The organism is Methanoculleus caldifontis, from assembly GCF_032842345.1.
In the GTDB taxonomy this organism is placed as follows: Archaea; Halobacteriota; Methanomicrobia; order Methanomicrobiales; family Methanoculleaceae; genus Methanoculleus; species Methanoculleus caldifontis.
The window spans coordinates 300,001-326,135 of the sequence record NZ_WBKO01000001.1 but is presented as its reverse complement, the minus strand read 5'-3'; the positions used below and the strand labels follow the sequence as shown (position 1 = coordinate 326,135).

The 26,135-nt window shown below is 63.7% G+C and carries 20 protein-coding genes, 1 tRNA gene and 1 pseudogene; 12 read left to right on the top strand and 10 right to left on the bottom strand.

Annotation, left to right across the window (positions count from 1 at the left end):
* The first annotated feature begins 40 nt into the window (after nt 1–40).
* The 4 genes from F8E02_RS01655 (at nt 41) to F8E02_RS01640 (ending at nt 3,378) form a co-directional block, all read left to right on the top strand.
* Nucleotides 41–340 carry a hypothetical protein gene (locus tag F8E02_RS01655; protein WP_317065134.1) on the top strand — a complete coding sequence of 100 codons (300 nt, stop codon included), beginning with the start codon at nt 41–43 and terminating at the stop codon, nt 338–340.
* A gap of 39 nt (nt 341–379) precedes the next feature.
* Nucleotides 380–452, top strand: a tRNA-Asn gene (locus F8E02_RS01650).
* 557 nt (nt 453–1,009) lie between these two features.
* Nucleotides 1,010–2,188, top strand: a complete 1,179-nt coding sequence (locus F8E02_RS01645; protein WP_317063697.1) for an epoxide hydrolase family protein — start codon at nt 1,010–1,012, stop codon at nt 2,186–2,188.
* Nucleotides 2,185–3,378, top strand: a complete 1,194-nt coding sequence (locus F8E02_RS01640; RefSeq protein WP_317063696.1) for an epoxide hydrolase family protein — start codon at nt 2,185–2,187, stop codon at nt 3,376–3,378. Before F8E02_RS01645 ends, F8E02_RS01640 begins: the two co-directional genes overlap by 4 nt.
* Nucleotides 3,379–3,719: 341 nt before the next feature.
* Here F8E02_RS01640 and F8E02_RS01635 read toward each other — a convergent pair whose 3' ends face one another.
* Together F8E02_RS01635 and F8E02_RS01630 are read right to left on the bottom strand one after the other, a co-directional pair.
* Complete coding sequence (locus F8E02_RS01635; RefSeq protein ID WP_317063695.1) at nt 3,720–5,405, bottom strand: PAS domain-containing sensor histidine kinase; 1,686 nt, start codon at nt 5,403–5,405, stop codon at nt 3,720–3,722.
* A complete protein-coding gene (locus F8E02_RS01630) occupies nt 5,405–8,155 on the bottom strand; it encodes a PAS domain S-box protein (protein WP_317063694.1) in 2,751 nt (916 codons plus the stop codon). Before F8E02_RS01630 ends, F8E02_RS01635 begins: the two co-directional genes overlap by 1 nt.
* A 300-nt stretch (nt 8,156–8,455) precedes the next feature.
* On the opposite strand from F8E02_RS01630, the gene F8E02_RS01625 reads away from it, so the two are divergent.
* Entirely contained in the window at nt 8,456–8,602 is a 147-nt protein-coding gene (locus F8E02_RS01625) for a hypothetical protein (protein ID WP_317063693.1), read from the top strand.
* Nucleotides 8,603–8,662: 60 nt separating this feature from the next.
* Here F8E02_RS01625 and F8E02_RS01620 read toward each other — a convergent pair whose 3' ends face one another.
* Entirely contained in the window at nt 8,663–10,114 is a 1,452-nt protein-coding gene (locus F8E02_RS01620; protein ID WP_317063692.1) for a CorA family divalent cation transporter, read from the bottom strand.
* Nucleotides 10,115–10,265: 151 nt separating this feature from the next.
* On the opposite strand from F8E02_RS01620, the gene F8E02_RS01615 reads away from it, so the two are divergent.
* Together F8E02_RS01615 and F8E02_RS01610 are read left to right on the top strand one after the other, a co-directional pair.
* Nucleotides 10,266–10,673, top strand: coding sequence for a hypothetical protein (locus F8E02_RS01615; protein WP_317063691.1), 408 nt, complete (start codon nt 10,266–10,268; stop codon nt 10,671–10,673).
* 28 nt (nt 10,674–10,701) lie between these two features.
* On the top strand, nt 10,702–11,109 hold the full coding sequence (locus F8E02_RS01610) for a pyridoxamine 5'-phosphate oxidase family protein (RefSeq protein WP_317063690.1): 408 nt from the start codon (nt 10,702–10,704) through the stop codon (nt 11,107–11,109).
* A 134-nt stretch (nt 11,110–11,243) separates the two neighbouring features.
* Here F8E02_RS01610 and F8E02_RS01605 read toward each other — a convergent pair.
* From F8E02_RS01605 to F8E02_RS01595, 3 genes and pseudogenes are all read right to left on the bottom strand, one after another.
* Nucleotides 11,244–11,375 (bottom strand): annotated as a pseudogene (locus F8E02_RS01605) (DUF3303 domain-containing protein); the annotation flags it as partial.
* A gap of 33 nt (nt 11,376–11,408) precedes the next feature.
* Nucleotides 11,409–12,680 carry a chloride channel protein gene (locus F8E02_RS01600; RefSeq protein ID WP_317063689.1) on the bottom strand — a complete coding sequence of 424 codons (1,272 nt, stop codon included), beginning with the start codon at nt 12,678–12,680 and terminating at the stop codon, nt 11,409–11,411.
* A gap of 127 nt (nt 12,681–12,807) precedes the next feature.
* The gene (locus F8E02_RS01595) at nt 12,808–13,293 is read right to left on the bottom strand and encodes a PRC-barrel domain-containing protein (protein WP_317063688.1); all 486 of its coding nucleotides are present in this window, start codon (nt 13,291–13,293) and stop codon (nt 12,808–12,810) included.
* A gap of 251 nt (nt 13,294–13,544) precedes the next feature.
* On the opposite strand from F8E02_RS01595, the gene F8E02_RS01590 reads away from it, so the two are divergent.
* The 4 genes from F8E02_RS01590 to F8E02_RS01575 all read left to right on the top strand — a co-directional run bounded on the left by F8E02_RS01590 (nt 13,545) and on the right by F8E02_RS01575 (nt 17,323).
* Entirely contained in the window at nt 13,545–13,838 is a 294-nt protein-coding gene (locus F8E02_RS01590) for a hypothetical protein (protein WP_317063687.1), read from the top strand.
* Nucleotides 13,839–13,889: 51 nt separating this feature from the next.
* Nucleotides 13,890–14,384, top strand: coding sequence for a hypothetical protein (locus F8E02_RS01585; protein WP_317063686.1), 495 nt, complete (start codon nt 13,890–13,892; stop codon nt 14,382–14,384).
* A gap of 178 nt (nt 14,385–14,562) precedes the next feature.
* Nucleotides 14,563–15,411: a cache domain-containing protein gene (locus tag F8E02_RS01580; protein ID WP_317063685.1), complete on the top strand. Its 849-nt coding sequence runs from the start codon at nt 14,563–14,565 to the stop codon at nt 15,409–15,411.
* Between the two features lie 301 nt (nt 15,412–15,712).
* Nucleotides 15,713–17,323: a sodium:solute symporter family transporter gene (locus F8E02_RS01575; RefSeq protein ID WP_317063684.1), complete on the top strand. Its 1,611-nt coding sequence runs from the start codon at nt 15,713–15,715 to the stop codon at nt 17,321–17,323.
* Between the two features lie 22 nt (nt 17,324–17,345).
* Here F8E02_RS01575 and F8E02_RS01570 read toward each other — a convergent pair whose 3' ends face one another.
* Nucleotides 17,346–18,146: a rhomboid family intramembrane serine protease gene (locus F8E02_RS01570; RefSeq protein ID WP_317063683.1), complete on the bottom strand. Its 801-nt coding sequence runs from the start codon at nt 18,144–18,146 to the stop codon at nt 17,346–17,348.
* A 442-nt stretch (nt 18,147–18,588) separates the two neighbouring features.
* Between F8E02_RS01570 and F8E02_RS01565 the strand changes: the two genes are divergently transcribed.
* A complete protein-coding gene (locus F8E02_RS01565) occupies nt 18,589–19,857 on the top strand; it encodes a hypothetical protein (RefSeq protein WP_317063682.1) in 1,269 nt (422 codons plus the stop codon).
* On the opposite strand, the gene F8E02_RS01560 is transcribed toward F8E02_RS01565, so the two are convergent.
* The 3 genes from F8E02_RS01560 to F8E02_RS01550 all read right to left on the bottom strand — a co-directional run bounded on the left by F8E02_RS01560 (nt 19,854) and on the right by F8E02_RS01550 (nt 25,111).
* On the bottom strand, nt 19,854–20,513 hold the full coding sequence (locus tag F8E02_RS01560; RefSeq protein ID WP_317063681.1) for a YczE/YyaS/YitT family protein: 660 nt from the start codon (nt 20,511–20,513) through the stop codon (nt 19,854–19,856). The genes F8E02_RS01565 and F8E02_RS01560 overlap by 4 nt on opposite strands.
* A gap of 72 nt (nt 20,514–20,585) precedes the next feature.
* Nucleotides 20,586–21,017 (bottom strand): YkgJ family cysteine cluster protein, encoded by a 432-nt coding sequence (locus F8E02_RS01555; protein ID WP_317063680.1) that lies wholly within the window; start codon nt 21,015–21,017, stop codon nt 20,586–20,588.
* A 146-nt stretch (nt 21,018–21,163) separates the two neighbouring features.
* Nucleotides 21,164–25,111, bottom strand: a complete 3,948-nt coding sequence (locus F8E02_RS01550; protein ID WP_317063679.1) for a PAS domain S-box protein — start codon at nt 25,109–25,111, stop codon at nt 21,164–21,166.
* Nucleotides 25,112–26,135 lie beyond the last annotated feature (1,024 nt).

Below are 26,135 nucleotides of genomic sequence, written 5' to 3'. Positions count from 1 at the left end.
ATCCGCGTGGGCCTTCAGGGTATCCATGCGGGCGGATGCTATGCTCGCAAAACTCAAATCCGAGATCGAACTCGTCTCAAGGCACCTTGAGGTGATCCGGGCGGTCGTGGAGCACCAGCCCATCGGCATCATGAAGCTCTCCGAGGTCCTCGACCTCCCCTACCACCGGGTCCGCTACTCGCTGCGAATCCTGGAGCAGGAAGGCTACATCCGGGCCTCGCCGGCGGGCGCGGTGGCGACCCCGCTCGCCTCGGACCTTCTTTCGGGCCTCGAGGGCGAGGTCGACGAGCTGATCGATCTCCTGCGGGTCATCAAGCAGGAGAACTCCCGTAATCTTTAATACGGTTCAGACGAGACATTATAGAGCACTTATTACGGTGCCGCCATAACTCAGTTGGTAGAGTGGCTGGCTGTTAACCAGCATGTCACAGGTTCGAGTCCTGTTGGCGGCGTACTCCTTTTTGTTCAGGTTTTTACCTGTTTCAGTGTTTCTTGAGCCCTTGCTCCTCCTTGCAAAGGACGCAGGGGAGATATGTCGGTGCGGCGGGATGCGTGCCGCCCGCCTCGATGCTAAAGCGTCCGCTCTTCGGCGGTGAATGTCGTTTTTGCACCGCCTGCAGACAACCTCATGGAGAGGTCTGTCCGGCAGGCTACTTGCTCCAGGGGGATCGACCCGAGACCAGGAATCTCTCCGGCCGGCGCTCTCTCCGGTCGGCGTCCTGCTTCCCTGCCGCCGCCCGACACTCGGCGCTGCAAAAAGGTACGCCTTCGAGCGCGTTTCGCTCTTCCACCAGGAACGCCCGCCCGCAGTGTCCGCAATAAACAGATTCAGGCATCTGAACTCACCTCAGGATGGAAAAGGTGCGTCAGGTGATATATCTATCCACATGCCCCGGAAAACCGCCTTCGTCGATCCGGCCAGGGCGTTTTCTTCGACGAAATCCGCATAGCTCTGCAGCACGAAAGGGTTATCTCCCCTGCCTGCAGCAATCCCCGCATGGTGGTTGAGATGCCAGTGCAGTCTTTTCGCATCGACATTCCCGAACCGGTCCTGGACGACCTCCGGGAGCGCCTTATTCACACCCGCTTCCCCGATGAGGTCGAAGGTTCGGGCTGGGACTACGGCACGAACCTGAGTTATATGGAAGAGATCGTCGATCACTGGCTGAACCGGTTCGACTGGCGGGCACGTGAAGAAGAACTGAACGGGCACTCTCACTTCCGCACCGAGATCGACGGCGTCGGGATCCACTTCATCCACGAGCGGGGCAGGGGCCCTGACCCGCTCCCGCTCGTCCTGACGCACGGGTGGCCGGATTCCTTCTACCGTTACCTCAAACTGATCCCGCTCCTTACCGATCCGGCCCGGTTCGGCGGCGATCCGGCCGACGCGTTCGACGTCGTCGTCCCGTCGATGCCCGGCTACGGGTTCTCCGACCGCCCGCACGATCGGGGTATGACGTCGAAGCGGATCGGCGGCCTCTGGGCAACACTGATGACGGACGTCCTCGGCTACGAGCGATTCGCCGCGGGGGGCGGGGACATCGGGAGCGGGGTCTCCCAGCTCCTGGCGCTCGCGCACCCCGATCGGGTCGTCGGCCTCCACCTCACCGATCCTGGCTTCTTCTCCCTCGGCGCCAATATCCCGGACCTCTCGGAGAACGAGCGGAGGTACCTGGATGCGATCCAGGAATTGTGGATGCGGGAGGGCGCCTACAGCATGGTGCAGTCGACGAAGCCGCAGACGCTCGCCTACGGTCTGAACGACTCTCCCGCGGGCCTTGCCGCCTGGATCGTCGAGAAGTTCCGGTCGTGGAGCGACTGCGGCGGGGATATCGAGCGGCGTTTCAGCAAAGACGACCTCCTGACGAACATCATGATCTACTGGGCGACCGAGACGATCGCATCGTCGGTCCGCCTCTACTACGAGAACGTGCACGCCCTGCCGTTAGACTTCCTGGAGCAGCGGATCGACGTCCCGATGGGGATGGCGGTCTTCCCGAAAGACTTCATCCCGCCCCCCCGCGAATGGGTGGAGCGGAGATTGAATGTGCAGCGCTGGACCGAAATGCCGCGGGGCGGCCATTTTACGGCGATGGAGGAGCCGGAACTGCTTGCCGAGGATATCCGGACGTTCTTCCGGCCGTTGCGGGCGGAGCACCGGAAGCCCCTGGAGGTGTCGCGATGACGGTGCGGCCGTTCACCCTCGCCGTCCCGGAGGAGACGCTCGACGACCTCCGCTCCCGCCTCGCCCGCACCCGCTTCCCCGACGCGGTCGAGGGCGCGGGCTGGGACTACGGCACGGACCCGGACTACCTGCGGGAACTGGTCGAGTACTGGCGGCACACCTACGACTGGCGGGCCCGCGAAGCGGAGTTGAACCGGTTCGTCCACTATACCGCCGATATCGACGGGACGGAGATCCGGTTCGTCCACGAGCGGGGGAAGGGGCCGGATCCGATGCCGCTCGTCCTCTTCCACGGCTGGCCGGACTCGATCTGCCGTTACCTCAAACTGATCCCGATGCTCACCGACCCGGCGGCGTATGGCGGCGATCCCGCCGACTCGTTCGACGTCGTCGTCCCCTCGCTGATCGGCGATCCCGGCATGTCGCGATCGGATACAGGACAACCGCTTGCAAAAATAGCGGAGATTTCGTATCGGCTGATGACGGAAGAGCTCGGGTATGAGCGTTTCGGCGCCGGCGGCGGGGACGGCGGCAGCCCGATCTCGCAGATCCTCGGCGTGCGCCACCCCGAATCGGTCGTCGGCCTCCACCTCACCGACATCGGCTTCCCCATAATGATGGCGAACTTCCCGGACCTCTCCGATGCGGAGCGGGAGTACCTCGCGAGATCGCAGGCGCAGGGTTTTTCTGAGGGTGCGTATGCGGTGCTCCAGGGCACGAAACCGCAGACGCTCGCCTACGGACTGAACGACTCCCCCGCCGGCTACGCCGCCTGGATCGTCGAGAAGTTCCACACCTGGAGCGACTGCGACGGGGACCTGGAGACGGTCTACACGAAAGACGAACTGCTGACGAACATCATGCTCTACTGGACGGGCGGGCCTTCGGTCAGGGCGCTCAGTTACCGCGAGGAATGGGTGTCGGGTTCGCTTGCACCGGATCAACAGGTCGACGTCCCGGTGGGGCTTGCGCTCCCGCCGAAGGATATCGATCCGATTCCCCCCCGGGAGTACGCGGAGCGCAACTTAAAGGATATCCGGCGGTGGACGGTGCTCGAGCGGGGCGGCCACTTTGCGCCGATGGAGGTCCCGGAGCTGATGGCCCGGGAGATCCGGGCGTTCTTCCGGCCGCTCCGGAACCCCCCGGTATCGGCGGGGGAGCCGGCGATGCCGGGACCGCACCGCAGGTAACCCTATCGAGAGGTATCTCTCGTCCGGCGGGGAGCCTCGCCCCAGGGCGACCGGCCCGAGACCAGGAACCTCTCCGGCCGGCTTTCCCTCCGGTCGGCGTCCTGCTCTCCCGCCGCCGTCAGGCACCCGGCGCTGCAAAACCGCACGTTTCCGTGCGCGGTCTGATGCTCCGCAAGAAACTCCCGCCCGCAATATTCGCAATGAAGAGAACCCGGCATGGCAACTTCACCCGGGGATGGAGGAGGTACGCCGGGGGATAAATCTTTCCACCGTCCATTCCAGGGCTTCCAGTCTGCGTAGAGCCGGTGATCTTCTGCTTCACCCGGAATGTGCCGGCGGTTTCACGCGGCAGTCCTCAGCGTGAACCGGAACGCCGCCCCCTCTTCCGGTCGGCCCGGCACCCTGTCCTCGACCCAGACCTTCCCGCCGTAGCGCTCGACCAGGATCTTCACGAGGTAGAGGCCGAGCCCCTCGCCGACGCCCCGCTTCTGCTGCTCGTAGCGGTGGAAGACCGCCTCCTTCTCCCCGTCCGGCACGCCCGGACCGGTATCCTCGACCGAGACCCGGACGAACTCCCCCGCATCCTCCGTCCGGACAGTGACCGCGACGCCGGGGCCGCCGTGCTTGACGGCGTTGCCGATCAGGTTCGAGAGAACTTCCGCCAGGTGTTCGTCGACCAGAACCCGGCTCGCATGGCCCCGGTACCGGACGGCTCCCGCAGGATAGCGGCCGATCTCGTCCTGGATGACCGCATCGAGATCTGCGGGCGCGAGTTCCGCTTTGCCGAAGTGAATCCGGCGGATCTTGGAGACCATACCCAGGATCTCGATACTCCTCCTGACGCTCCGCCGGAGTTTCCTGGCATAATCCGTCGCCTCTGTCTCCTCCTGCAGGCTCTCGACGAGGAGGTCGGCGTAGAGGTTCGAGACGTTCTCGGTGTTCCCGATGTCGTGCGTCAGGATGTCGAGATAGAGGTTCGCCTCGCGCTGGGCGTATTCGAGGTCCGCGTTCAGCCGGGCGAGGTCCTCGGCGTGGTGCCGGAGGGCCTCGTCCGTCCATCTGCCGTCGGTGATATCCCTGACGATGCACCCGACGCGGAAACCCTGCCGGGTAGGAGTCACGAATACGTTCTGCTGGAGGTGCCGGATGCCCTGCGGAGTCTGGATCTGGACCTCCAGGAGGCGGTTGAGGTGCCGGTACGCCCCGTCCCGCAACAGCCTCTCCCAGATGGCGCGATACCGCGCCCGGTTATCCGGCCCCGCCCACTCCTCGTTCACGACCCGCGAGAGGACCTCCCATGCAGGCATTCCGGAGACGCTCCCGGCGGAAAGACCGGTGATCGCCTCCATCCCCATGTTCCAGGTGGTGATCCTGCCTGCCTCGTCGGTGATGAGAATCCCATCGGCGGAGCTCTCGATCAGGCTCCGCAACTGCTCTTCCTGCTCAAGCCGGGCCTCCTGCGCCCGCTTCCGCTCGGTGATGTCCGAGAAGACGGCGACGCCGTACCGGGGTTCGCCCCCCGAACAGGCTATGGGTGCGGAACTGACTTCGATGAACCCCGTGGTGCCGTCCGCCCGGACGAACCTGATCTCTTCGCCCGCGACCCTCTCTCCTGCGGCGATCGACCGGCAGACCGGCCACTCGTCGGGCCTGTATGGCCGCCCGTCGGGGTGAAGGCCGATCCCCGCAAAAAGGTCCTGCACCCTGCCGGTCGCGGGGTAGCGGTGCTCCAGGATCCGGCTCGCCTGCTCGTTGCCGAGGACCAGTTCTCCTGACGGCGCATCGACGACGATCACGCCGGCAGGCAGCCGGTCGATCGTCGCCCGCAGCATGGCGTGTTCCACTTCGCCCTCCTCTCTGAGCCGGTCACGCTCCTCTTCAGCCTGCCGGGCGCGCTCTTCGAGCGCGTCGATCCGGTCCGCGAGCGCGTCGATGAGGCGGCAGCCGGCAGGATCGGCCTCTTCCCGCAGTATCTGCAGGGTGGAGCGTATCGCGTCGGTTGCCTGCACATCGCCGGATCCGCTCATCAGCGCACCCCGCTCCGTGCTTCACCCTCCGTTGCGGCCCGTGATGGCCGCTCCGCTCCGGGCTCGGGACCTCTCACCCTGCCGGGACCCGCCTGCCGGAGCGAGAAGCGGAACGCCGCTCCGCACTCCGGCCGGCCCGGTATGCGGTCGTCGACCCGGACCTCTCCGCCGTAACGCAGAACAAGCGTCCGGACGATGAAGAGACCGAGGCCCTGGCCGCTCCCCCGCGCCATGCCCCGCTCGAACCGGGTGAAGAGCCTCTTCTTGATCTCGTCAGGGATCCCGGGACCGGTATCCTCGACCGAGACGCAGACTTCACCGTCCCGTGTCTCCGTCCAGACCGTGACCTCAACGCCGGGACCGCCGTGCTTGACGGCGTTGCCGATGAGGTTGTTAAAGACGGTCGGGAGGAGGCCGTCCGCCAGCACCTCGGCATGAGCGCCCTGGTAGCGGATCGAAGCGCCGGGGAAGTTCGCGATCTCCTCCCGGGCGACCGCATCGAGGTTCACCGGCACCAGGCGGTCGGAATCCTGCTGCGTCCGGCGGATGGTGGCGACGTTCTTGAGGATCTCGGTGCTCCGGCCGATGCTCTCCTGCAGTTTCCGGGCATAGGTCTTCATCTCGCCCTCCGCGAGTTCGATGAAGAGGTCGGCGTACATGCTCGAGACGTTGTTGGCGTTCCGGACATCGTGGGTCATGATGTCGAGGTAGATGTTCGCCTCGTCCCGTGCCGCCTCGACCTCCCGGCTCGCCCGGATGAGGGCTTCGGTGTGGCGTGCAAGCGCTTCTTCCCCGCGTTTCCGCCCTGTGATATCCTGGATGAACGTCGTCATCCTGACGTTGCCTTCCCTGTCCGTAAAGACCGCCGACGATATCTCGCCGGGGAAGACGGTCCCGTCTCTGCGCCGGAACCTGAGTTCTCCCTTAAACCGCCCTTTTCGGCCCCTCTCCTCGAGAGCGGGTCGGAGGCGGGGGTCCGCGAGGTCCACGATGCCGTCCCTGCCGGCGCGGATCAACTCTTCCTCGGTCATCCCGAAGATCCGGCAGGCCTCGGCATTGGCGGCGTAGATCGAGCCGTCGGGGGCCGTGAGAAGGACGGCGTCGATGCTGTTCTCGACCAGGTTCCGGTACTTCTCCTCGCTCTCCCGGAGGATCTTTGCTGCCTGTCTCTGCTCGGTGACGTCACGTGCATTCACTAGAAAACCCCGAACAGCCGGCTCTTCGAGAAGGTTGACGCCGATCAGGTCGAGGTGCAGCCAGTCTCCCGAGGCGTCGCGGACCCGGACTTCGAGGGTCATCCTCTCTTTAGGATGAGTGGCCGATGTACGCAAGGCGTCCATCGCCGGCAGCAGATCTCCGGGATGCAACAGTTCGATGATATTTCGTCCGATGAGTCCTTCGGGCGCATATCCCCCGACCTGTCTCACCGAAGGGCTTGCGTACTTGATGTGTCCCGTTGCGTCGAGGACGACGACGATATCCGAGGCATTCTCGGTGAGCAGCCTGAACCTCTCCTCATTCGCCCGCAGTGCCTCCTCAGCCCGCTTGCGGTCGATGAGATCGGCGGCCTGGCGGGCCAGGAGATCGATGGAGCGCAGCTCGTTTTGCGTGGGGTCATGGGGGCGGCGCCAGTGCGTGGAGAGCATCCCGAGCAGGATGCCGGAGCGCGAGTAGAGCGGCGTCGTCTGGACGGCCCTGATGCCGGCCCGGAGATATACCTCCCGGTCGGGGCTGCCGGCCAGGAACTCGCAGTCCCGAATGTCCGTGACAACGACGCGCCGCCCGGTAGAGAGCGCTTCACCGCATGAACTCCCGGAGTCCGGGCGCACCCACTCCCAGAACTTCGCGGCCTCCTCGGTGAACCCGCGGTGGCCCAGAAGCCGGAGTTCCCCCCCGGCCCCGCGGTCCGGGTGGAGCATCTGGATGCTCGCGAAATCGGCGTGGAGGATCGTCACCGCGGTATCGAGGATCTCCTCGTAGAGCGTCTCGACCCTGTCGGCCTGGATCAACTGCGTGCTGACCTGCTGGAGGCGCCGCGCGGCGTCCAGCTCCTCCGCGAGGGACTGCTCGCTCCGCCGGAGTGCCTCTTGTGCCCGCGTGCGCTCTTCGATCTCGACCTGGAGCCGGGCATTGGTCCGGGCGAGTTCGGCCGTCCGCTCCCGGACCCTGTCCTCGAGGTCGTCGTACGCCCTCCGCAGGGTCTCCTCCGCCTGCTTGCGTTCGGTCAGATCCGTGGCGACCAGGGAGAACGCCCGCATCCCGTCCATCGATAACGGTTGCAGGGAGAGGTGGACCGGGACCCGCCCTCCTTCCCGCCCCTCCAGCGTGCTCTCGCCGATGCTTCCCGAATTGCTTTCGGCTTCAAGCACTCGGCGGAACTCCTCCGCATATGACGGAGCGATGATGGCATGGATCGACTCTCCCAGCACCTTCTCGAGGGGCATCTGCAACAGGCGGGCGAGGCTCCGGTTGCCATAGAGGATGGTGCCGTCGACGGAGAGGATCGCCGCGCCTTCCTGCATCTGCTCGATGAGCACCCGGTAGGGATGCTCGGCGGTCTTTAAGGTGTAGACCTTCTCGCCCTCGTCCGTCGAGACGAGAAAAGCATCGACCTCCCCTCGCCGGATCGCCGAGAGTGTCTCTTCCGCCTCGGCGAAGCCGCCGTAGAGATCCTCGAGTACGCGAAGGAGTTCCTCCTTGCGCGGCAGCCGGGGAGGGTCTGTATCGGGTGATTGTTTCGAACTCTGCATTGCGCGTCACCGGGTGAGACGATAGTAATCCTCTGGAGATCATCGAATGGATCCGGATTTTTCTTATTAATTGCTGTAGAGGGGATCCGTCAAGTTTGTGGATCGACTATCTTTATTATCCCGCACCTTCAGTAATCGGGCCGCGTATGGAGATCCCGTTATGAATCAAGGCTCCCTCCCGCCCCGGCCCCAGGTCGGGGGGGTCCGGCATACCCCCGGCGGAGCCGCCCCGTCGCCGGCACGAAACCAAATCTTCCTATTCCCGGGTGCCGGATTCTATCCATCGACGGGGTGATCGGGGTGCCGAAACTGGTGTTGATCGACGTAGAGACCGGGACGCGGGTCCGGCACCGGATCCGGAGCATAAAGCAGGCCTTAAAGCAGCAGGAGTGGTACGAGACGGTGCTCGGGCGGCGCGTCCGGATCGAGAAGGTGTTTGACCGGTAACACCGGATTGAGCGACCTGAACCCGGGCGAAGAGGCCTGGAGACTTCGTACCGCCTGCGTTCACCTCAGCCACCCCAGTTTATAGAAGATCCACCCGACCGCGAGCATCGCGATGACGGTCCAGACGGTCACCTGCCAGAGATAGAGGTCGAACGGGATGCCGAGGATGTTCATCCCGAGCATCTGCCCGACCAGCGTCGGGATCAGGACGAGGGCCGAGAGGACGGCGATCACCCGCATCGCCCGGTTCATCTCGTAGGAGACGGTGTTGATGTGGACGTCGATCAGGGAGAGGAGGCCCTCGCGGATGTTCCCCGCGGTCTCGTGCAGGTAGACCGTCTCGCCGGCAAGCGCATCGAAGATGCTCTTCTGCCCGGCCCACGGGCCCGTGGCAGGAATACTTCTCGCGATGATCGCCGTCACCTCCTTCTGGTGGAAGAGGCTTGAAGCCAGGGCGCTGCTCACCCTCTTGAACTGGAAGGCGGAGTCGAGGAAGTTCTCCGGCATCTGGTTGTTGGGGATACTCTCAAGCCGCATCATCTCGGCCTCCATCTCCGCAAGGATGCGGGCGTAATCCTCGTTGATCCGGTCGAGGAGCCCGTAGAGCACCCTGGCGGCCAGGGGCTCTCCGGCCGGGGCGCTCCCGTCGAGACCTGCCGGGAGCGGCTCAAAGATCCGTCCCTCTGCCTTTGAGACGGTGACGATCGTCTCCCCCCGGCTCACGATGACGAGCCCGGTGCTCGTCACGACCGGGACCCGCACCCCCTTCCGGACCTGGAACCCCTGCTCCGGCTCCTGCACGAAGATGAGCCGGGTAGCGCCGGCAGAGGTTATCCCGGGGTGCGTCGGTCTCACCAGCCTGCTCTCGAAGTAAGCGGCGGGGAGACCGAAGAGGTCAGAGAGCACCGGGAAGTCCAGCCGGGAGACGCCGGAGATCTCGAACCATGCCCCTGCCGCGGGATCTGCGAGGTATCCTTTCACCTCGGCGGGGGAGAACTCCCTCCCATCGCCTCCGGCTTCCTCCACCCGTCCCCGGATCCGCATCGTCGAGACCGCCGGGGTCGCAGGCCCGGAGACGGCCACTTCCGGCTCGATCTGCCGCTCCACGGTTCTCCCCCCGGCCGCCGCCACCCGGGCCACCCGGAGGAGCCGGAGCGTTGGAGACGACCGGGCGAGGGTCGACCCGGCGAACGGCAGCACCTCGAGGAAGGGGAGCGCGATGATGGCGAGGTCGAGGAGGTGCCAGCGGTCCAGGAAATGGCTCGCCGGGTCCTCGGCAAGGCCCAGTTTGAGGGCGTACTCGAGGACGAAGACGGCGATGATCGTGGTGTCGGCCATATTGAGGAACCCGGCGACCGACTGCGGCAGCGCTGGGACCAGAAGGGGTATGACGACGATGGGGGCCATCACCAGGGCGAGGAAGATCATCAGGCCGTCCGGGAGGAGGAGGTAGACGAGGTCGCGCGCTCTGGCTTTTCGCCCCTCCCCGCCCTTCTCAGTCGCCGTATCCATACTCTCACCCCCGGCAGGCCCCGCGATACCGGGACCCTCCGGGTATCAGTCCTTCTCCGTATATAGCAGGTGCGCCGCTCCCCGGTTGCGCACAGAACCCTGCCGGAAACCCGGGAAAGGCTGATAGCCTCATCCGGCGTACCTGACGATCATGCGCGGCGAAGCGGCGGAACCGGTCTCGATCAGGGAGGCTCTCGCGGCGGCGGAGGTCTCCCGCCGCGAACAAAAGAAGATCCCGGCGGTGGCGGCAGGCCTCTCCCTCGTCTTCAACGGCCTCGGCCAGGCCTACAACGGGCAGTTCGTGCGGGGCGTCCTGGTGCTGCTCGGGAGCCTCCTCGGCCTCTTCGTCCTGATCGTGCCGGGCGTGGCGATCTGGCTCTGGGGCGTCTACGATGCCTGGGCCACGGCCCGGCGGATGAACGAGGGCCTCGTCCCCTACCGGGAGACGAGCGCGCTCATGATCGTCGCGTTTGTGGTTGTCTGGGCGGTGACGATCTTCCTCCTCTCGGCGGCCTCGGCGATGCTGCTCGTCGCGATGGGGCTGGAGGGCATGGTGTAATGGGGGCCTGCGTATAACACCTGCTGCGATGAGACGAAAGGATAAGGAGATCACCGACCCCGCGCTCCTCTCCGCGGTCCTCCGCGAGGCGTTCGTCTGCAGGCTCGGCCTCGTCGACGGAGACCGGCCCTACGTGGTCCCGATGAACTTCGCGCACTCCGGGGGCTGCCTCTACCTCCACTCCGCGGGAGAGGGGAGGAAGATCGAGATCCTGGGGCGGAACAACCGGGTCTGTTTCGAGGCGGAGACCGGCGTGGAACTCGTCCGTGCAGAGAAGGCCTGCGACTTCGGGGCCCGGTACCTCTCCGTCATCGGCGCGGGACCGCGTCGTTCATCACGGACCTCGCGGAGAAGAGCCGGGTTCTCGACCTCTTCATGGAGAAGTACGCCGGGGGCGGGGGATGGTCTTACCCGGAGGCGGCGCTCCGCGCGATAACCGTGATCCGCGTCGATATCGAGACGCTGACCGGGAAGGTGTCCGGTTACACCGAAGAGGAGATGCGCAACCGCCTTGCCGGAGGGGCGGGCGGCCCGTAAGCCGGGGAGGGGTGCGGCCCTCCTCTCTCCGCCTTATCTCCTGAGAATAGCCAGCGCTTCTTTTGACTCCATGGCCGGGTGCATCTCTCTGTAGCCGAGGTCGCTCCAGGGAAAATTGATCTTCATGAGGGCGACCGGGTCGTCCGTCTCGATCAGCCGGAAGACCGTATTCCTCCTGGAGTATAATAGTCTGGCACACTACGATTGCCCTCGCATCCTCTCCTTCACCCTGGCGGCGATCAGCATGGCGGTGACCGCCGAGAGGGTGAGGAGCACGACCGTATACTGGTCGGCCGTCCCCACGATCGCGACCAGGAGGATGGCGGTCAGGGGCGCTCCGAGGGCGAAGGTGAGGGCCGCGACCTCGATGCAGAGGACGAAGATCCCGACCGGGACGCCCGGAAAGACGAGGCTCAGCGCGAGCCCGACGAGCGTGGACGAGAAGATGATCGGAAAGAGCGGGCCGCCGATGTACCCGCTCTTGAACGCGAGCCCGAGGAGGAGGAGCTTGGCGACCGCCATCAGAAGGAGCATCCCGGCCCCGAACCGGGCGGGGTCGGCGATGATCCCGTGGATCTGGGCCTCGCCGGAGAAGAGCAGTTCGGGGATGAGGTAGCCGACGGCCGCGACCACCGCGCCTGCGGCGAGGACGCGGGTGACGACTGCGTCCCCGAAGGCCCGGTCCATGATCTTTCCGGCGGCCTGCATGGATACCCCGGCAAAGACCGCGAGGAGCGAGCCGAGGGCGCCGAGGACGATCGCGTAGAGGATGTGGGCGGGCAGGAGTTCGTGGATCGGCTCAAACGGGATGCTCCTCGCAAAGGACGGGAGGCCGATGAGCAGGTAGAAGAGGAACCCGATGGTGCCGGCGAGCAGGTTCCAGGTGAGGAGCCGGAAGGCGTTCTTGTTGCCGCCGACCTGGAACTCGGTGGCGAAGACCCCTGTAAAGAGGACGCTCCCGACGATGCCGTTGAACGCCGAGGCGAGGGCGGCGACGTCGAATCCGAGTGCGGCCACGGGAGAACCGATCCTGAGTCTCTCCCTGATGAAGGACGATATATACGCGATCAGGACGGTGATGGTCCCTTCCGGGCCGATGCTTGCGCCGGAGAGGAGCGAGAAGAGCGATGAGAGGAGGGCGCCGGGGAAGGTCCGGTAATCGGGCTTTCCCTCCCCGCCCTTGAGCGAGTCCGCGAACCCGCCCTGGATCACGGTCGGGGCGCGGAGGTACCTGCGGGAGAGGCCGACGAGCAGCGAGAAGAGGAGCACCCCGGCCGGAACCGCCCAGGGATTGGCCTGCACGAAGGCGTTCTCGTGCCAGACGGCGTTATTCAGCAGCCCGTACAGGCCCAGGTAGGCGACGGTGAAGGCGATGGCGATTACGGCGATGAGGGCGATCTGCCATATCCTCAGGGTCCCGTCCCCGCCCGGTACTCCCGGCGGCTCCGGGTCGTCCGTGGGTGCTGGCATGGGGGGCACGATGCGGCCAGTGCATGCTCCTCGATAATCTTCCTTGCGGTGGGCCCCCGGCAGCGAGAGGGGGCAGGCCCTGTAGCCCCCAAAAAAAAGATTCCGTTCTGCGAATCCGCTCTCCGGGTTACCTGCGCCGGGGCCGTGTCTCGACTGTCTCCGTCCTCACGACCTCCGGCGGCGGGGCTTCCTGTCGCTTCACGGCCTCCGCCTCTTCCCGGGTAGGGGGCGCTATGGTCCCTGCCGACTGGATCAGGCTGAAGTCCGCCTCTCTCGGCCAGTGGTCCTCGTCGAACCCCCGCTCGTCCTTCAGCCGCTGCTCGTCGATGTTCACCATGAAAGCATCGTCCCCGGCCCGGTAGATCACGGCCTCCGGCGGGATGGCGAACCGCTTTGCCCCGATACCGAGCGTGCCCCCGTACTTGAGCACCAGGTAATGCACCTTGCCCTCGGGGAACGAGACTCGCATGTCCGAGATCTCCCCGAGACTGTCCCCCTGCGGGTTGATCACCTTCTTGTCCAGGATGTCGTCGGCCGACATGAACCATTCCTCGCCGGTCGTCCGCGTCCTGCGTTCCAGAATGACATCTGATCGCTCCTGCATCTCTTTCATCTCCATCACCCCGCGGGAGGCACCTCCCTCTCGCGGGGGTGCAGTGAGTGCCGGGAGTCCTTAAAATGGTTTTGCACCGGGAAGGCCCGGGGTCCCGGGATGTCTCCGTCGGCCTGACGCCCGGCCGACGGTCGGTGTGCGCTCTCTCGGCAGTTGCGTGAGATTGCTGCGCCATTTCGCACCGGGGGGGCGGATAAAACCTCTGGTTTAAATAGATTAAGTTATGTACTGGGTGCGTCAATCCCCTCTTCATGGAGTCCACCATCAGATTGAATCTCACCCGGATCCTCGAGGCGACGGGCGAGCTGCAGCACTTTCTTGACCTCGGCGCCGCCCGCCTGCGAGCGGCGGGGCCGTTATCGGAAGCGGATTCCGAGGCGTTGATCTTCTCGATGGCCGACGATCTCGAGAGCCATCTGCGGGCGATGCGTGCCCGGCAGGGCTCCGCCACCATCCGCGATCTCGGCACCTGGACCCGTGCCTGGATCGACGAGCGGCAGGCGGTGCCTGTCGAAGGGTCCCCGCCGGGCGTGGGCAGAGGATGAGGGTCCGGCCGACCCCATGCTTTATCAGTGACCTGCGCCCATCCGGCCCCGATGCCTCACTTCGACCTCTTCTTCAAGACCGAGGAACTGCGGCGGAGGCTTGAGCCGCACCTCAGCCTCATCCCGCCGTTCTTCCAGTTCACCGTCCGGACCGGGACGCCGGAGGTCCGCTACTTCGACCCGAAGGACCCGATGTGGAAGGGGTTCCCCTTCCCCGTCCCCGACAAGACCGTCTACGTCTTCGACGACGATATCCCTGCCCGGGCGCTCGGGGGCGGGATGCAGAACCGCGCGAGCGTCCGGGTCACGCCGCGGGACACGGACGACGACGCGGTCATCCTCCGTATCTGGCACGAGATCCTGCACGCGGTCGGGCAACCCGCGGACGACATGGCCAGACGGGCGGGCGAGTGGCAGAGCGTCTCCGAACGGTTGATCTGGGCGGCCTGGCAGTCGCTCTCCCGGCCAATGGACGTGCCGTTCTGGCACCGGAAGTTCTACGTGTGGCTGACGGAGCGGGCGGCGAGCGGGGCAGGGGGGAGGTAGAGCCGCCGGCGCCCCTGGTTGGCGGTCGGTGGCTGGGATGCGGCCCCTTCGGCTATCGGGGCTCCAATTGCGGGCAAATCATATATGCAGGCAAAATCAACCTGATAGGATGAGATCTCTTGCGATTTCATTCACTGTCCTGCTTCTTCTTGGCCTGTCTTTGATCTCGGCCGGCTGCATGCAGAGCGAGTCCGGTGCCGCTCTCCTGACACCAGAGACCACCACCGTACCACAGGCACAGTACACCTCGAACGAGACACTCGTCGCCTTCGTCGAGAGCGCGGTTGCCTATGTGAAAGAGAACGGCAAGGAGGCCGCCCTTGCCGAGTTTAACGACCCGAACGGATCGTTCGTCCGGGGCGAACTCTATATCTACGCGTATGACTTCAACGGCACCACCCTCGCCCACCCGGTCAACCCGGAGATGGTCGGCGTCAACCGCTTAAACGAGACCGAGGGGGGTGTGGGGGCGTTCCTCCGCGAGACAGGCGATGCTGTCAGGAACGGGGACGGGTTCGCCCGGATTGCATACATCAACCCCACGCATGATCGGACGCTTGAGTCGAAACTGGTGTACGGGGTGCAGGTGGACGAGGACTGGTGGCTGGGGTCCGGGATCTACACGGGGCCCGCCGATCTGCCCGCGGCGGCAAACCCGGCGGTCCGGGCCGATTACCCCGCGATGATCGGCGTCTGGAGAGCAGATGACGGAGCCGTGTACTTCCTGAACGATACGATCGATAGGGTCCCCGCCGGAGAGAACACGTGGGTGGTCACCGCGCAGAGCGATCGGGTCATCAGCGGGTTCAAGACGTTCTCCCTGCCGGACGGAACGATGGAGAACCAGACGTTTGTCGGCATATTCAACCCGGACAAAGAGACCCTATCGTTCATCGACGGGCCGGGAGGATGGGCGACGGGATCCCTGGCCGATCCGGACACCCTCTTCATCGCCTGGACGAACCCGGGCGGTGCTACGGCAACGATGGCAGGGGCCCTGACCCTGCACCGGGACAATAGCGAATAATATCCTCTTTTTTCCCGATCCCCCGCGAGCGGGGTCTTTGAAGACGTCCTGAGAACATACCGTCCGGGTCGAGACGGCGGGTACCCCCTTCCGTTTCTTCGGGAGGAGTGCACCGGGGCTCCCTGTATGCGCAGTCGGCCTTCTCCCCTCTCCTCTGCGGTATCGGGCATAATACCCGATCCCGCCTCTGAATCCCCGTAATGTCCTATTCGGCCGAAATTTCCCGGACATTTCCGTTAACCCGCGGCGATACATTCCGAAATCCTCAAAACACCTGAGGAAAACCTATATTAGTTGCTGGATGACCCTTGAACTTCTGATTATCCTGCTGTACCTCGCATCGATGCTTGCCATCGGTTTCATCGTCCAGCGCCGGGGAGGCGTCGAGACCTCGAAGGGGTACCTGGTCGCCAACAGAAACGTCGGTCCGCTGCTCATCGGCGGGACGCTCTTTGCCACGTTCTGGGGCGGCGGCACCCTGCTCGGGGGCGCCGGCGCGGCCTACGGGGGCCACATGCTCGCCACCATCGCGGACCCGTGGGCATCGGGCATCACGCTCCTCCTGATGGCGGTCTTCTTCGTGACCATCCTGCGGAAGATGAAGATCGCGTCCCTCGGCGAGATGTATTACCTCCGCTACGGGACGCGGGGTGCGCTCATCGCCTCCTTCCTCTCCCTCCCCACGCTCCTCTTCTGGACCTCGGTGCAGATCCTCGCCATCGGCAAGATCCTCAACGTCCTGGTCGGCCTTCCTGGCACCGAGAGCGCCATCCTCGCAGGGCTGATCGTGATCACCTACACCTACCTCGGCGGGATGCTCGCCGTCATCATCACCGACAACATCCAGATGGTCCTCATCCTCCTCGGCCTTGCGTTCCTCATACCGACGGGGATCGCGTTCGTCGGCGGCTTCGACGTCATTGCGGCCAACACCCCGACGGACTTCTGGTCGATCCTCCCAAGCGACGCCTCGCCGAGCGGGATCGGGTGGACCATCACCGGCATCATGGCCTGGTTCGCCGCATGGTGCGGTATGGGCCTCGGCAGCCTTGCGTCGCTCGACATCTCGCAGCGGGTCTTCTGCGCCCGTGACGACCGGGCAGCGAAGCAGGGGCTCTGCCTCGGCGCCGGGCTCTACTGGGTCGCCGGCCTCGGCCCCATCTTCCTCGGCCTGCTCGGGATCGTGATGGTCAGCACCGGCATGATCGACGGCGCCATCCTCGCCGAGGACCCCGAACTGATCGTTCCCTACCTCGCAAAGGTCCTGCTCTCCCCCTGGATGATGGCCCTCTTCGTCGGCTCCCTGATGGCGGCGATCATGTCCACGGCGAGCTCCGCGATCTTCGCGTCGGCCGCGGTGATCTCGACCACCATCGTGCACGGGGCGGTCTCCGACCACATCAAGGACGATAAGGCGGTCCTCCGGTTCACCCGCCTCCTCGTCGTCGCGATCGGCCTCTTCAGCATCGGGATCAGTTTCGTTGCCCCCGGCCTCTACGACCTGATGATCTTCGGGTTCACCCTGCTCTTCGCCTGCCTCTTCTGGGCGCTTGTCTGCGGCCTCTTCTGGAAGCGGGCGAACGCACCCGGCGCCATCGCCTCGATGCTCGGCGGGCTTCTGACGACGATCGCGGGCGTCGTCGTTCTCTCGATCCAGCAGGGGGCCCCGACCCTCGTCCCGCCGGACAACGAGTGGACGGTCTTCTTCACCTTCGGCCCGACGGTCGTCGCCGGTATTGCGATGTATGTCGTCTCGATGTTGACGCAGAAGACGCACCCGCCCGTGCCGCTGAAGGACACGGACGGGGCCGTCCTGAAGTGGCCGGATCTCGAGACGGCGACCGGCGGGGCGGTGACGGAGAAGGGGTATCCCGTGGTCCGGGCTTCGACGGCGGGCCGCGACGAGGAGTGAGGTGTATTCTTCGATTTGGGGTTCACACCACGAGCCATCCCACGCTTGGGAGCAGTATCACGAGACCGAGCATCGCCGCCACCGCTGCCTTCTGCCCTCTCGTTTCAGCCGTCAGTCCCATCCCGACCAACGCCGGTACGAGCAGTCCGAGCGCGAACCCTCCCAGGTGTGCGTATACATTGACATTCTGGGTGCGCAGGTCGAGGAGGATGACGGCTATTACCGAGATAAGGCAGATGAGCGTCATCGAGAGGAGGACAAATACCGATCGACACGTGTCGCGGTTCGGACTCTGCAGTGTTGTCGTGTAGGCCCAGCTGAGCATCAGAAAGACGAGCAGGCCGAACAGCGCGAAACTTATTCCGGAAAATCCCGAAGACCATGATTTTCCCGTGATTCTGGCGGACCAGATCGAAATCCCGGAGATTGCGAACGGGAGCAGAAGGAAGAAGATGAGGTAGGTTAATAAGAAGAATCTTGGGGGCATCCGGTAGCCGATAGCGGGCAAGACGACCGTGCCGGCGATGAAGACAGCGAAGAGCAGGAAGGCTGTAGTAGAAAGATTGTTGGTTATGTGCGTCGGGTCGAACGGATTGTGCATGTAGTTGCTCAGGAACATGCTGGAAGGATTTGGTGTGGTCATGTTAAGGAAGATATGATCGAGGGTGAAGTCCATGGGGATGAGGTGGAGTATCGAATGCTGGAAAATGATGAGCAACGCCGTTATCCCTACAACTAAAGTGAGAAAGTGGATATACACCGATCCCGGGACGGTTTTAGCGTACCCAAGGACAAAGGCAAACTTCTCGCTGACGGCGACCATTATGGTCGTTAGTCGCCTGACGTCCGGATAAGAGTTTCCTTTTTGGTTATTGGTTGTTTTTGCGTGAAGCACGAGAGGATCGCTTTGTATATGTCTAGATTATTATCAGAGAACGGGTACATTTCGGAGAGAAAAAGGGTGACGTACCCGGTGGAGTGGGGTTAATCCTGATCCCTGGCGAATTCAGAAGGGTAATCCCCTCTTTGGCTATGAATGGGGGTTAATCCAGTTTGAGGCAGTCCATAGGACCTATAATTATCAGTCTTGGACAAAATCTTTTGTAGTTATTCGTAAATCTTATTTTAATGGACTTGTACCCTATAAAAATTCATTTCGCTGGCCATTTTGAATTTCTTATCGCTTAGGGACATTTCAGGTCCTCGATCCTGAATACTTCCGTTGCACCTCTTTTTTATAAATAACCCCGGCGAAATGATGATCGATGAAACTGCCGTACGGGAGTTGGTCCAGGAATAGGGAGGCGGAGATCCCGGTGATCTCGCCGGACGAGTTCTCACGGAACCTTGAGTCCACCCGGGCCGAGGCGGAGAAGATCCTCAATGCGGCAGAGAACGACCTTGCCACCCTTGCCGGGATGAGATGGAGCCTTGAGTATACGTCGCCCATCCTCGGAGCGGCGATCCTGATCAACCTGGGGCTTCTGCTCGCATATCCCGGTGAGTATTACCTCTACTGGATCATGGCGTCCTTCATATTCCTGATGATCAACCCCTTCCTCCTCCTGCTCCCGACCGATACCGGCGATCTGAGGTCCTATGTCCGGTATTTCAACGACCTCAGGAGTCGCGAGAGGAAGGGCCTTGAAGAGATCATCTCCTGGGAGAGCCTCGAGAAGAGCGCCGCCGTCCCCGCCGATGCCGTCGAGGCGCTCAGGCGGCTCACGCAGCAGAGGAACTCCCTCTACGAACTCGGCTGGAACCTGTTCTTCATCAACTGCCAGCCTCTCGCGCCGGGCTTTCTCGTCCTCTTCGCTCTCTCCTCGGTGTTTGCACTTGCGGGCTGGCTCGCGAACGGCGAGTTCGAGGCCTACTCCGCCGTGATCGTCGTCGTCCAGTCCGCCGCAATCATCGTCTTCTATGTCGCGATCGTGTATGTGCAGCCGTATTCGCGTGGTTTCTTCGCGGGGATACTCGGCATGCAGTCCCGCATCAGAGAACGGTATGACGAGGCCTGGAGCCAGGGGCTGAAGTACGCGCTCACCGCCGCCGTCGTGACAACCGTCGCCGGCATCATCTCCATTGGGGCGATCGTCCTCCCGGGGGTGACCTACAACAGTTTCATCTCCGTCGAGGCCGATATCGAGCTCGGGGCCGGCATGTTCGCTCTCATCTTTCTGACGCAGATGATCGTCGTCCGGCACCTCCAGGGTGGTTACAGCCGCACGCTCGTTTACTCCCTCCTCTCGTCCAGGACCGGGACGATCCGCGAGGAGGTGCTGCCGGCCGTCAGAGACCTCGCTTCGGCGTCGCCCCGCGACGCCGTGACCCCCCGGATGGCGGAAGACCTCGAGAGGGTGACCCTTGACCTGGCCCGGTACCGGGCGCTCAAGATCGATTACGCGTCGCTCTTCGGCTACTTCCCCGTCTGTATGGTGACGCCGGACGTCGGTGCCATAATGCGTGTTGCCGGGACGGCGGATGATGGCCGCGGAAGGAGTCGGTCCGGCGAGGCGGCGCCGGGGTCCGTCTAGTTCCTCGCAGATTCCGGGCCCCTGCCGATATTGAAACGGACGAGGATGGCGCTGATCGCCGCGATGATGTAGCCCACCAGCAGCGCGGAGATTATCGTTCCCTCTCCAAGGCCCTTCAGCGTGCCGAAGGCGGCGAGCGAGATCGCTCCCGCAGTGCAGCAGAGCGTCGTGTCGAAGGCAATCTTTGTGTACCCGAAATTCCTGCCGGCTTTATCCGCGATGATCTTCACGACGGCGTCGGCGGGGTGGACGAAGGTGTTCGATGAGACCTCAAGGTAGACCCCGACGGCCAGGACGGCGCAGCCGGCAAGCAGCGTGGCGATCCGTTCGGCATACGCGGCAGGCTCGACGAAGAAGAGCAGGTGCATGCCGATATCGACAGAGACGCCGAGGATCAGGCCCACGAAGATCTGGAGGACCTGTATCTTCTGGAAATCCCTCCGGAGTATCAGGATCTCGAGGAGCAGGAAGAAGGCGCCGAGGAGGAAGGTGAATGTCCCAAACGAGACGGGAAACGCCAGGCAGAGGACGTACGGGACGCTCGAGATCGGGGATGTCCCGAGATACGACTTCGTGACGAGGCTTATGCCGAGGCCCATGAAGAAGAGTCCGGCGATCAGGAGGGCGTATCGTCTCAGTCTCGCTCCGGCTGTCATGGTAAACGGTTTGTACAATGGGGGTTGCCCGGCGATATACGTTGGCCGGGCCGGCCCCCTCCACTTTGAGGTCTACCGGCGGACGCTGTATCCGGCCGCTGTGAGAATACGGATGAGGGCGTCGTCCCATTCCGTGCCGGAGAGTCCGTCGAGCGTCGGTTGCACCTGCTCCCAGAGCCGGCCGAACTCGTCGGTCTCCGGGATCAGCGCAGTCCGATACGTCACGCGTCCGGCTAACTTCCCCTGCGGGTCCAGGACGAGCAGGCGGCAGCAGTATTCGCGGCAGAGGCCGGGGCGAGTCAGGTGGACCGTGCACCACGCCTTTCCCCTATCGAACCTTAAAAAGGAGCAGGCGTTCGGCAGCCCCTCGATGCTGCTCCTGTCCTCAAAGAGAACTATCTTATCCGGATCGACCCGCGCCTCTTCCGCATCCCCAGTGTAGTGGTTGTGCACGACGAACGTGTAGTCGCCGCGCTCCTCGATAACCCTGTGGACGTCCCGCATGTGGGTGCAGCAGGTGCCGCACTGACAGCACTTACCGGGAATGGCGCCTCCCTCCCCGGGAACCGGGCGGTCGGCGTATCGATATGCCCATCATCCGATATTCTTCACCGCAATCGTATAATACCTGCCGGGAACTCCCTCCCCGATCACTCCGCGACCTCCTTGAGCGTGAACCGGAATGCCGCCCCGCGTTCGGGATAACCCGGCACCCGGTCCTCGACGCAGATGCGCCCGCCGTATCGTTCCAGGAGCGTGCGGCAGATATAGAGGCCGAGCCCCTCCCCCCGCGCCCGGGTCCGCCCTCGCTGGAACCGATGGAAGATCGACTCCTTCAGTTCGTCGGGAACGCCGGGGCCGGTGTCGGCCACGGTGACGACGACGTTGCCGTCGAGCCTCCCGGCCGAGATGGTGACGACGACGCCGGGGCCGCCGAACTTGACGGCGTTCCCGATGAGGTTGTGGAAGACCTCGGCAAGGAGGTCGTCCGCCCAGACCCTGTATGAGACCCTCCCGTATCTGATCCCGGCTTCGGGGAAGGTCTTCTGTTCGCTGACGATCACGCCGTGAAGGTCGATCGGCTTCAACGGCGCATGTTCCTGATGGATTTTGCGGATCATCGCAACATTCGCCAGAATCTCCGTGCTTTTATCGATGCTCCCCTTCATCTTCCGGACGTAATTCTTTGGCTCACCTTCGAGGATATCCATCAGCAGGTCGGTATACAGGATGGCGACGCCGTTGGCGTTCCTGATGTCGTGCGTGAGGATGTCGAGATACAGGTTTGCCTCCCGGTTGGCCGCCTCCAGCTGCTTATACAGCGTCCCGCGCAGGATGCCGGCCCCGACCTCCTTGCTGATCGCCTCTATGAGCCATCCGGTGTTCTGCGGCACCCCCTCCTCCGTGAAGCGCCCCGCCGCCAGTGCTCCCACGATTCTCGACTCGGCCATGAGCGGAATCCAGATGAGGGCGGAGACGCCGAAAGCGTCCAGCATGGCCCTCTCCACCTCGTTCGCCTGCGTCCCGGCAGAGATCCGGACCTGCCTGCCCGCGATGAAGATCTCGTCGAGCGGGCGCTGGAAGATATCGATCGCCTGCAGCCCGTCCGGTCGCTTCATCCCCCGCCGGCTCATCAGTACCGCCAGGTTCGCCTCCCGGTCCAGCAGGTAGATCGCGCCGGCATCGAGGTTCAGGAGGGCAAGGGAGGTGTTGAGCGCCGACTCGACGAGTTCGTCGAGCGTGAGGGCCGACGCCGAGACGCCGATCAGCCGGTTCAGCATGGAGAGTTCCGTACTCCGGCGCTGCAACGCCTCCTGCGCCTGCTTGCGTTCGGAGATGTCATGGAAGACGACCATGATCGACGGCCGGCCGTCGTAGAGTATGGGGGCCGCCGTGACCTCGACCCAGATGGTCCGGCCTTCGACGGTCAGGAGCATCTGCTCGAATACCGGGATACTCGTGCCCTCCTGCAGCAGCCGCCGGATCTTCTGGGTAACGGGACCCTGGTAATCGGGGTGGACGAACCGGTCAAGCGACCTGCCCACGAAGTCTTCGGGCCCCTTCCCGCCAGCAATCCGGACGCCGGCAGGGTTCACGTAGACGATGGTGCCGTCGTTCCGGTGCACGACGACGCCCTCCGGCATCAGTTCGACGAGGGTGCGGTAGCGCTCCTCGCTCTCGCTCAGTGCCTTCTCCGCCCGTTTCCGCTCCGTTATGTCGCGGGCCGCCGCAAAGACCCCTCTGACCCCCCCTTCTTCGTCGCGGTAGACGGAGGCGTTGTAGAGCACCGGGATCGTAGTTCCGTCGCGGTGCCGGATCTCCAGCGGGTAGTCCCGCACCTGCCCCTCCGCGAAGGCCTTCCGGTATCCCGCCCTCGCTCCTTCGGGGTCGGTGAAGTAATCGGAGAAGTCCGTTCCTATCAGTTCGTCACGTGCATAGCCTGTTGCCTGTTCGGTGGCGGTATTGACGTCGGTGATCCTCCCGTCGGGACCGATGGTGACGAGCGGGTCGAGGTTGGCTTCAACGAGGCTCCTGTTGTAGGCGTTTGCTGCTCTGAGCCCCTCCTCTGCACGTTTCCGCTCGGTGATATCGATCCCCGACCCCATCACGCAGAGTGGTCTCCCTTCCTCGTCGGTGACGACCGAGAGGGCGAGCTGCATGGGGAAGGTCGACCCGTCCCGCCGTCGCCCCTCCGTCTCCCCTGACCAGGTGCCGGCCAGGAGGAACTCGTCGCCGACCCGTTGCGCCTCCTCCGGGTCGGCCCAGAGCGCCGATGCCGGCTCTCCGAGAACCTCGTCCTCCCGCTCCCACCCGTGCATGACGAGGAAGGCATGGTTGACGTAGGTGATCTTCCCGTCGAGAGTGGCGAGGGAGATGGCGTCGAGCGACGACGCTATCGCCATATCTTTGATCCGGAGTTCCTGCTCGGCCTGTTTGCGTTCGGTGATCTCCTGCGCGAACTCGATGAGGCCCGTCAGTTCCCCGCTCTCGTCGGTGACGGGATACCCCCTGAGGAAGAAGACCCTCCCGTCGGGAGTGGTGATCTCGGCTTCCCGCGGCTCTCCGGTCTCGCGGGCAAGGACTACCGGGCATACGTCGCAGACACCTGTACGGTTGTGCCATATCTCATAACACCGGTGCCCGACCAGATCCTCCGGCTCCCTGCCGATGAATGCGGCGGCGGCGCGGTTGACCCAGAGCACCTTAAGATCCGTGTCGTAGTAGGCGAACATCTCGGCGGTCGAGTCCAGGATAAGGCCTTTCTCCTGTTCTGCCCGCCGCAGGGCTTCTTCTGTCCGTTTCCGCTCCGTGATGTCCCATGCGTTTACGACAAAACCCCTGATACTGGGGTCGTCTAAGAGGTTGGTCACGATCGCCTCGATCACGTGCGTGCCGCGCGGGCCCCTGAAGCGGACCTCGAACTGCACGCTCCCTCCCGGCCTCTCTGCCAGGGCCGATACCACTTCCTTCACCCGCGGCAGATCCTCAGGCTGGATCATATCGAACGCACGCTTCCCGACCAGCGTCTCGGGCGGAAAGCCGTCCAGCCGCTCGATAGGCGGGCTCGCAAACCGGATCTTGAACTGATCGTCGACAATGAGGATGAATTCTGAGCCCTTCTCGATGAGGGCGCGGAACGTCTTTTCGCTCTCCCGCAGGTCGGCCTCTGCCCGGTGCCGCTGGAGGGCAATCGAAGCAAGGTTCCGGAAGACCTCGACGGCCCGGAGGTTGACCTCTCCGCCCTCCCGTCGGGTGAGGATCACCGCCGACCCGAAGATTTCGCCTTTCCAGGCGAACGGGATGCAGTACATTGCCCCGAAGCCGGCAAGATCCTCGAATTTACGGCAGATCTCCTGCGAGATCTGGCCGAGGGCGATCTCTTCCAGTCCTCCTTTCACCTCCTCGATCTCGCCGCGGAGCATGATTGACCGGATATGCGGGGGGATGTCGAGCGAGATCCCGGTGAGGTCCTCCCCGAAGACCTCGACGATATCCGGCAGGAACGGCTCGATGCCGAAGAACGCCCGGGGTGTCAGGGTGCCCGCCCGGATATCGGCGGTGCTCACGATGACGACGGAGCCGGGCGCGAGTTCGTGGAGGAAGGCACCGATGGCGGGGAAGAGGTCGGCTTCGGGCGGCACTGCGGCAAGCTCCGTCGCCGCCCGCGAGAGGAAGGCCAGGTCGTCCGATCTCCGCCGCGCCTCTCCTTCGGCGGCCTCCCGGCGGGTGACGTCGCGGAACCGTATGAGCCAGTCGCCGGTCTCCATCAACCGCCGGGAGGAGAAGGCGTACCACCGCTCCCCGGCGGCCGGGGATACCCTGACCGTGATTCCTCCGGAACCGGTGCGGCTCTGGAGCAGCGAGAGGATCCGCTCCCTCGCGTCCTGGTCCGCTTCCGGCAGGATCCGGTCGGCGACGATGCGGACCGCGTCCGCACCGAGGGCGTCATCGGCGGAGATCCCGGCGAGGCGCTCCATGGAAGGGGTGACGGCGCGGACGTTCATGCCGGCATCGGCGAGGATGACGGCATCCTCCATGGCATCCAGTAACTGTAGTACCTCGGGTCGTACCTCCGTTTCCGGGTCAGCGGTCTGCATACGGCACAGCCCCGCCCGGCAGGATCACCATCGGCAGGGAGATCCTCGTGCAGGGTTCTCCAGGGGGGTAACGTCACGAAAAGTATATAATTGTCTGTCTGCCGGGCGGCCCGTTTTGTGCGGTGGAGGATCTCGCTGCGCCTTGCCCGGGCATCGCTGCCGTGAACTACCAATTTCTACTAAATTAGTAGTTGGGAGATCGGGCCCGTGAGCCGGTTCCCCGGAAGACTGCCCCTGACCCCGGGAGTAGCACCCCGTGTTCGGCCTCTGTGACGCCATAGATGAGGGCGACGGGTGTGCGGTCACGGTCCCGGCGGACGGCGATCCCGACGCTGCCCCCCGGCCCCTGGCGGCCCCCACATAACCGTTGAACGGGCCAATTTTTCATTTATTTGAAGTTTTCTCGGCAGGTAAAACGATCAGGGATATGTATATGAAGAAAAACGGTGAATAGAACCAGTCAAAGACGTATCGAGGTAACTGGATGCCGACAAGCAAGAAACAAATGGAAAAGTTAAACAAAGCAAAGAAGGCCAAGGCAGAAGATCTCGCGCAGCAGGCGGCTGCGGGCAGCGAGGCCGCCAAGAAGAAACTCAAGAAGCTCGAGAAGAAGATCAAGTAAGCCGCCTGGGGTTTCAGACTGTTTTTATCTTTTTAGTTAAGGGCTGATCCGGCGAATATACCCATGCGGGTCGCCATCTCATAATTCTCCAGATCATGATGGCGCACGCCGGGTGGGTCTGGCCAGGGGTGAGTGTTCATGCCGGGACCATCCCAAAATGAGCCGCGAGCGGGTGTACCTCTCCTGGCAAAGGTGTTCCGGGACAATTCCTCTATCACCTCGTTTACGATATCTATCAGAATGTATCAGACTGATAGATGGTGGCAACAATGATCGAAGCAAGGCGGCCCGGAAGCCTGTCCCTCCCCGGGCATCCCCGACCTTCAGATGTCCGAACAGGTGAAGGTCATCGAGACCGGCAGCATGGAAAAGGGCGATCTCATCCGGACGAAAGACTACACC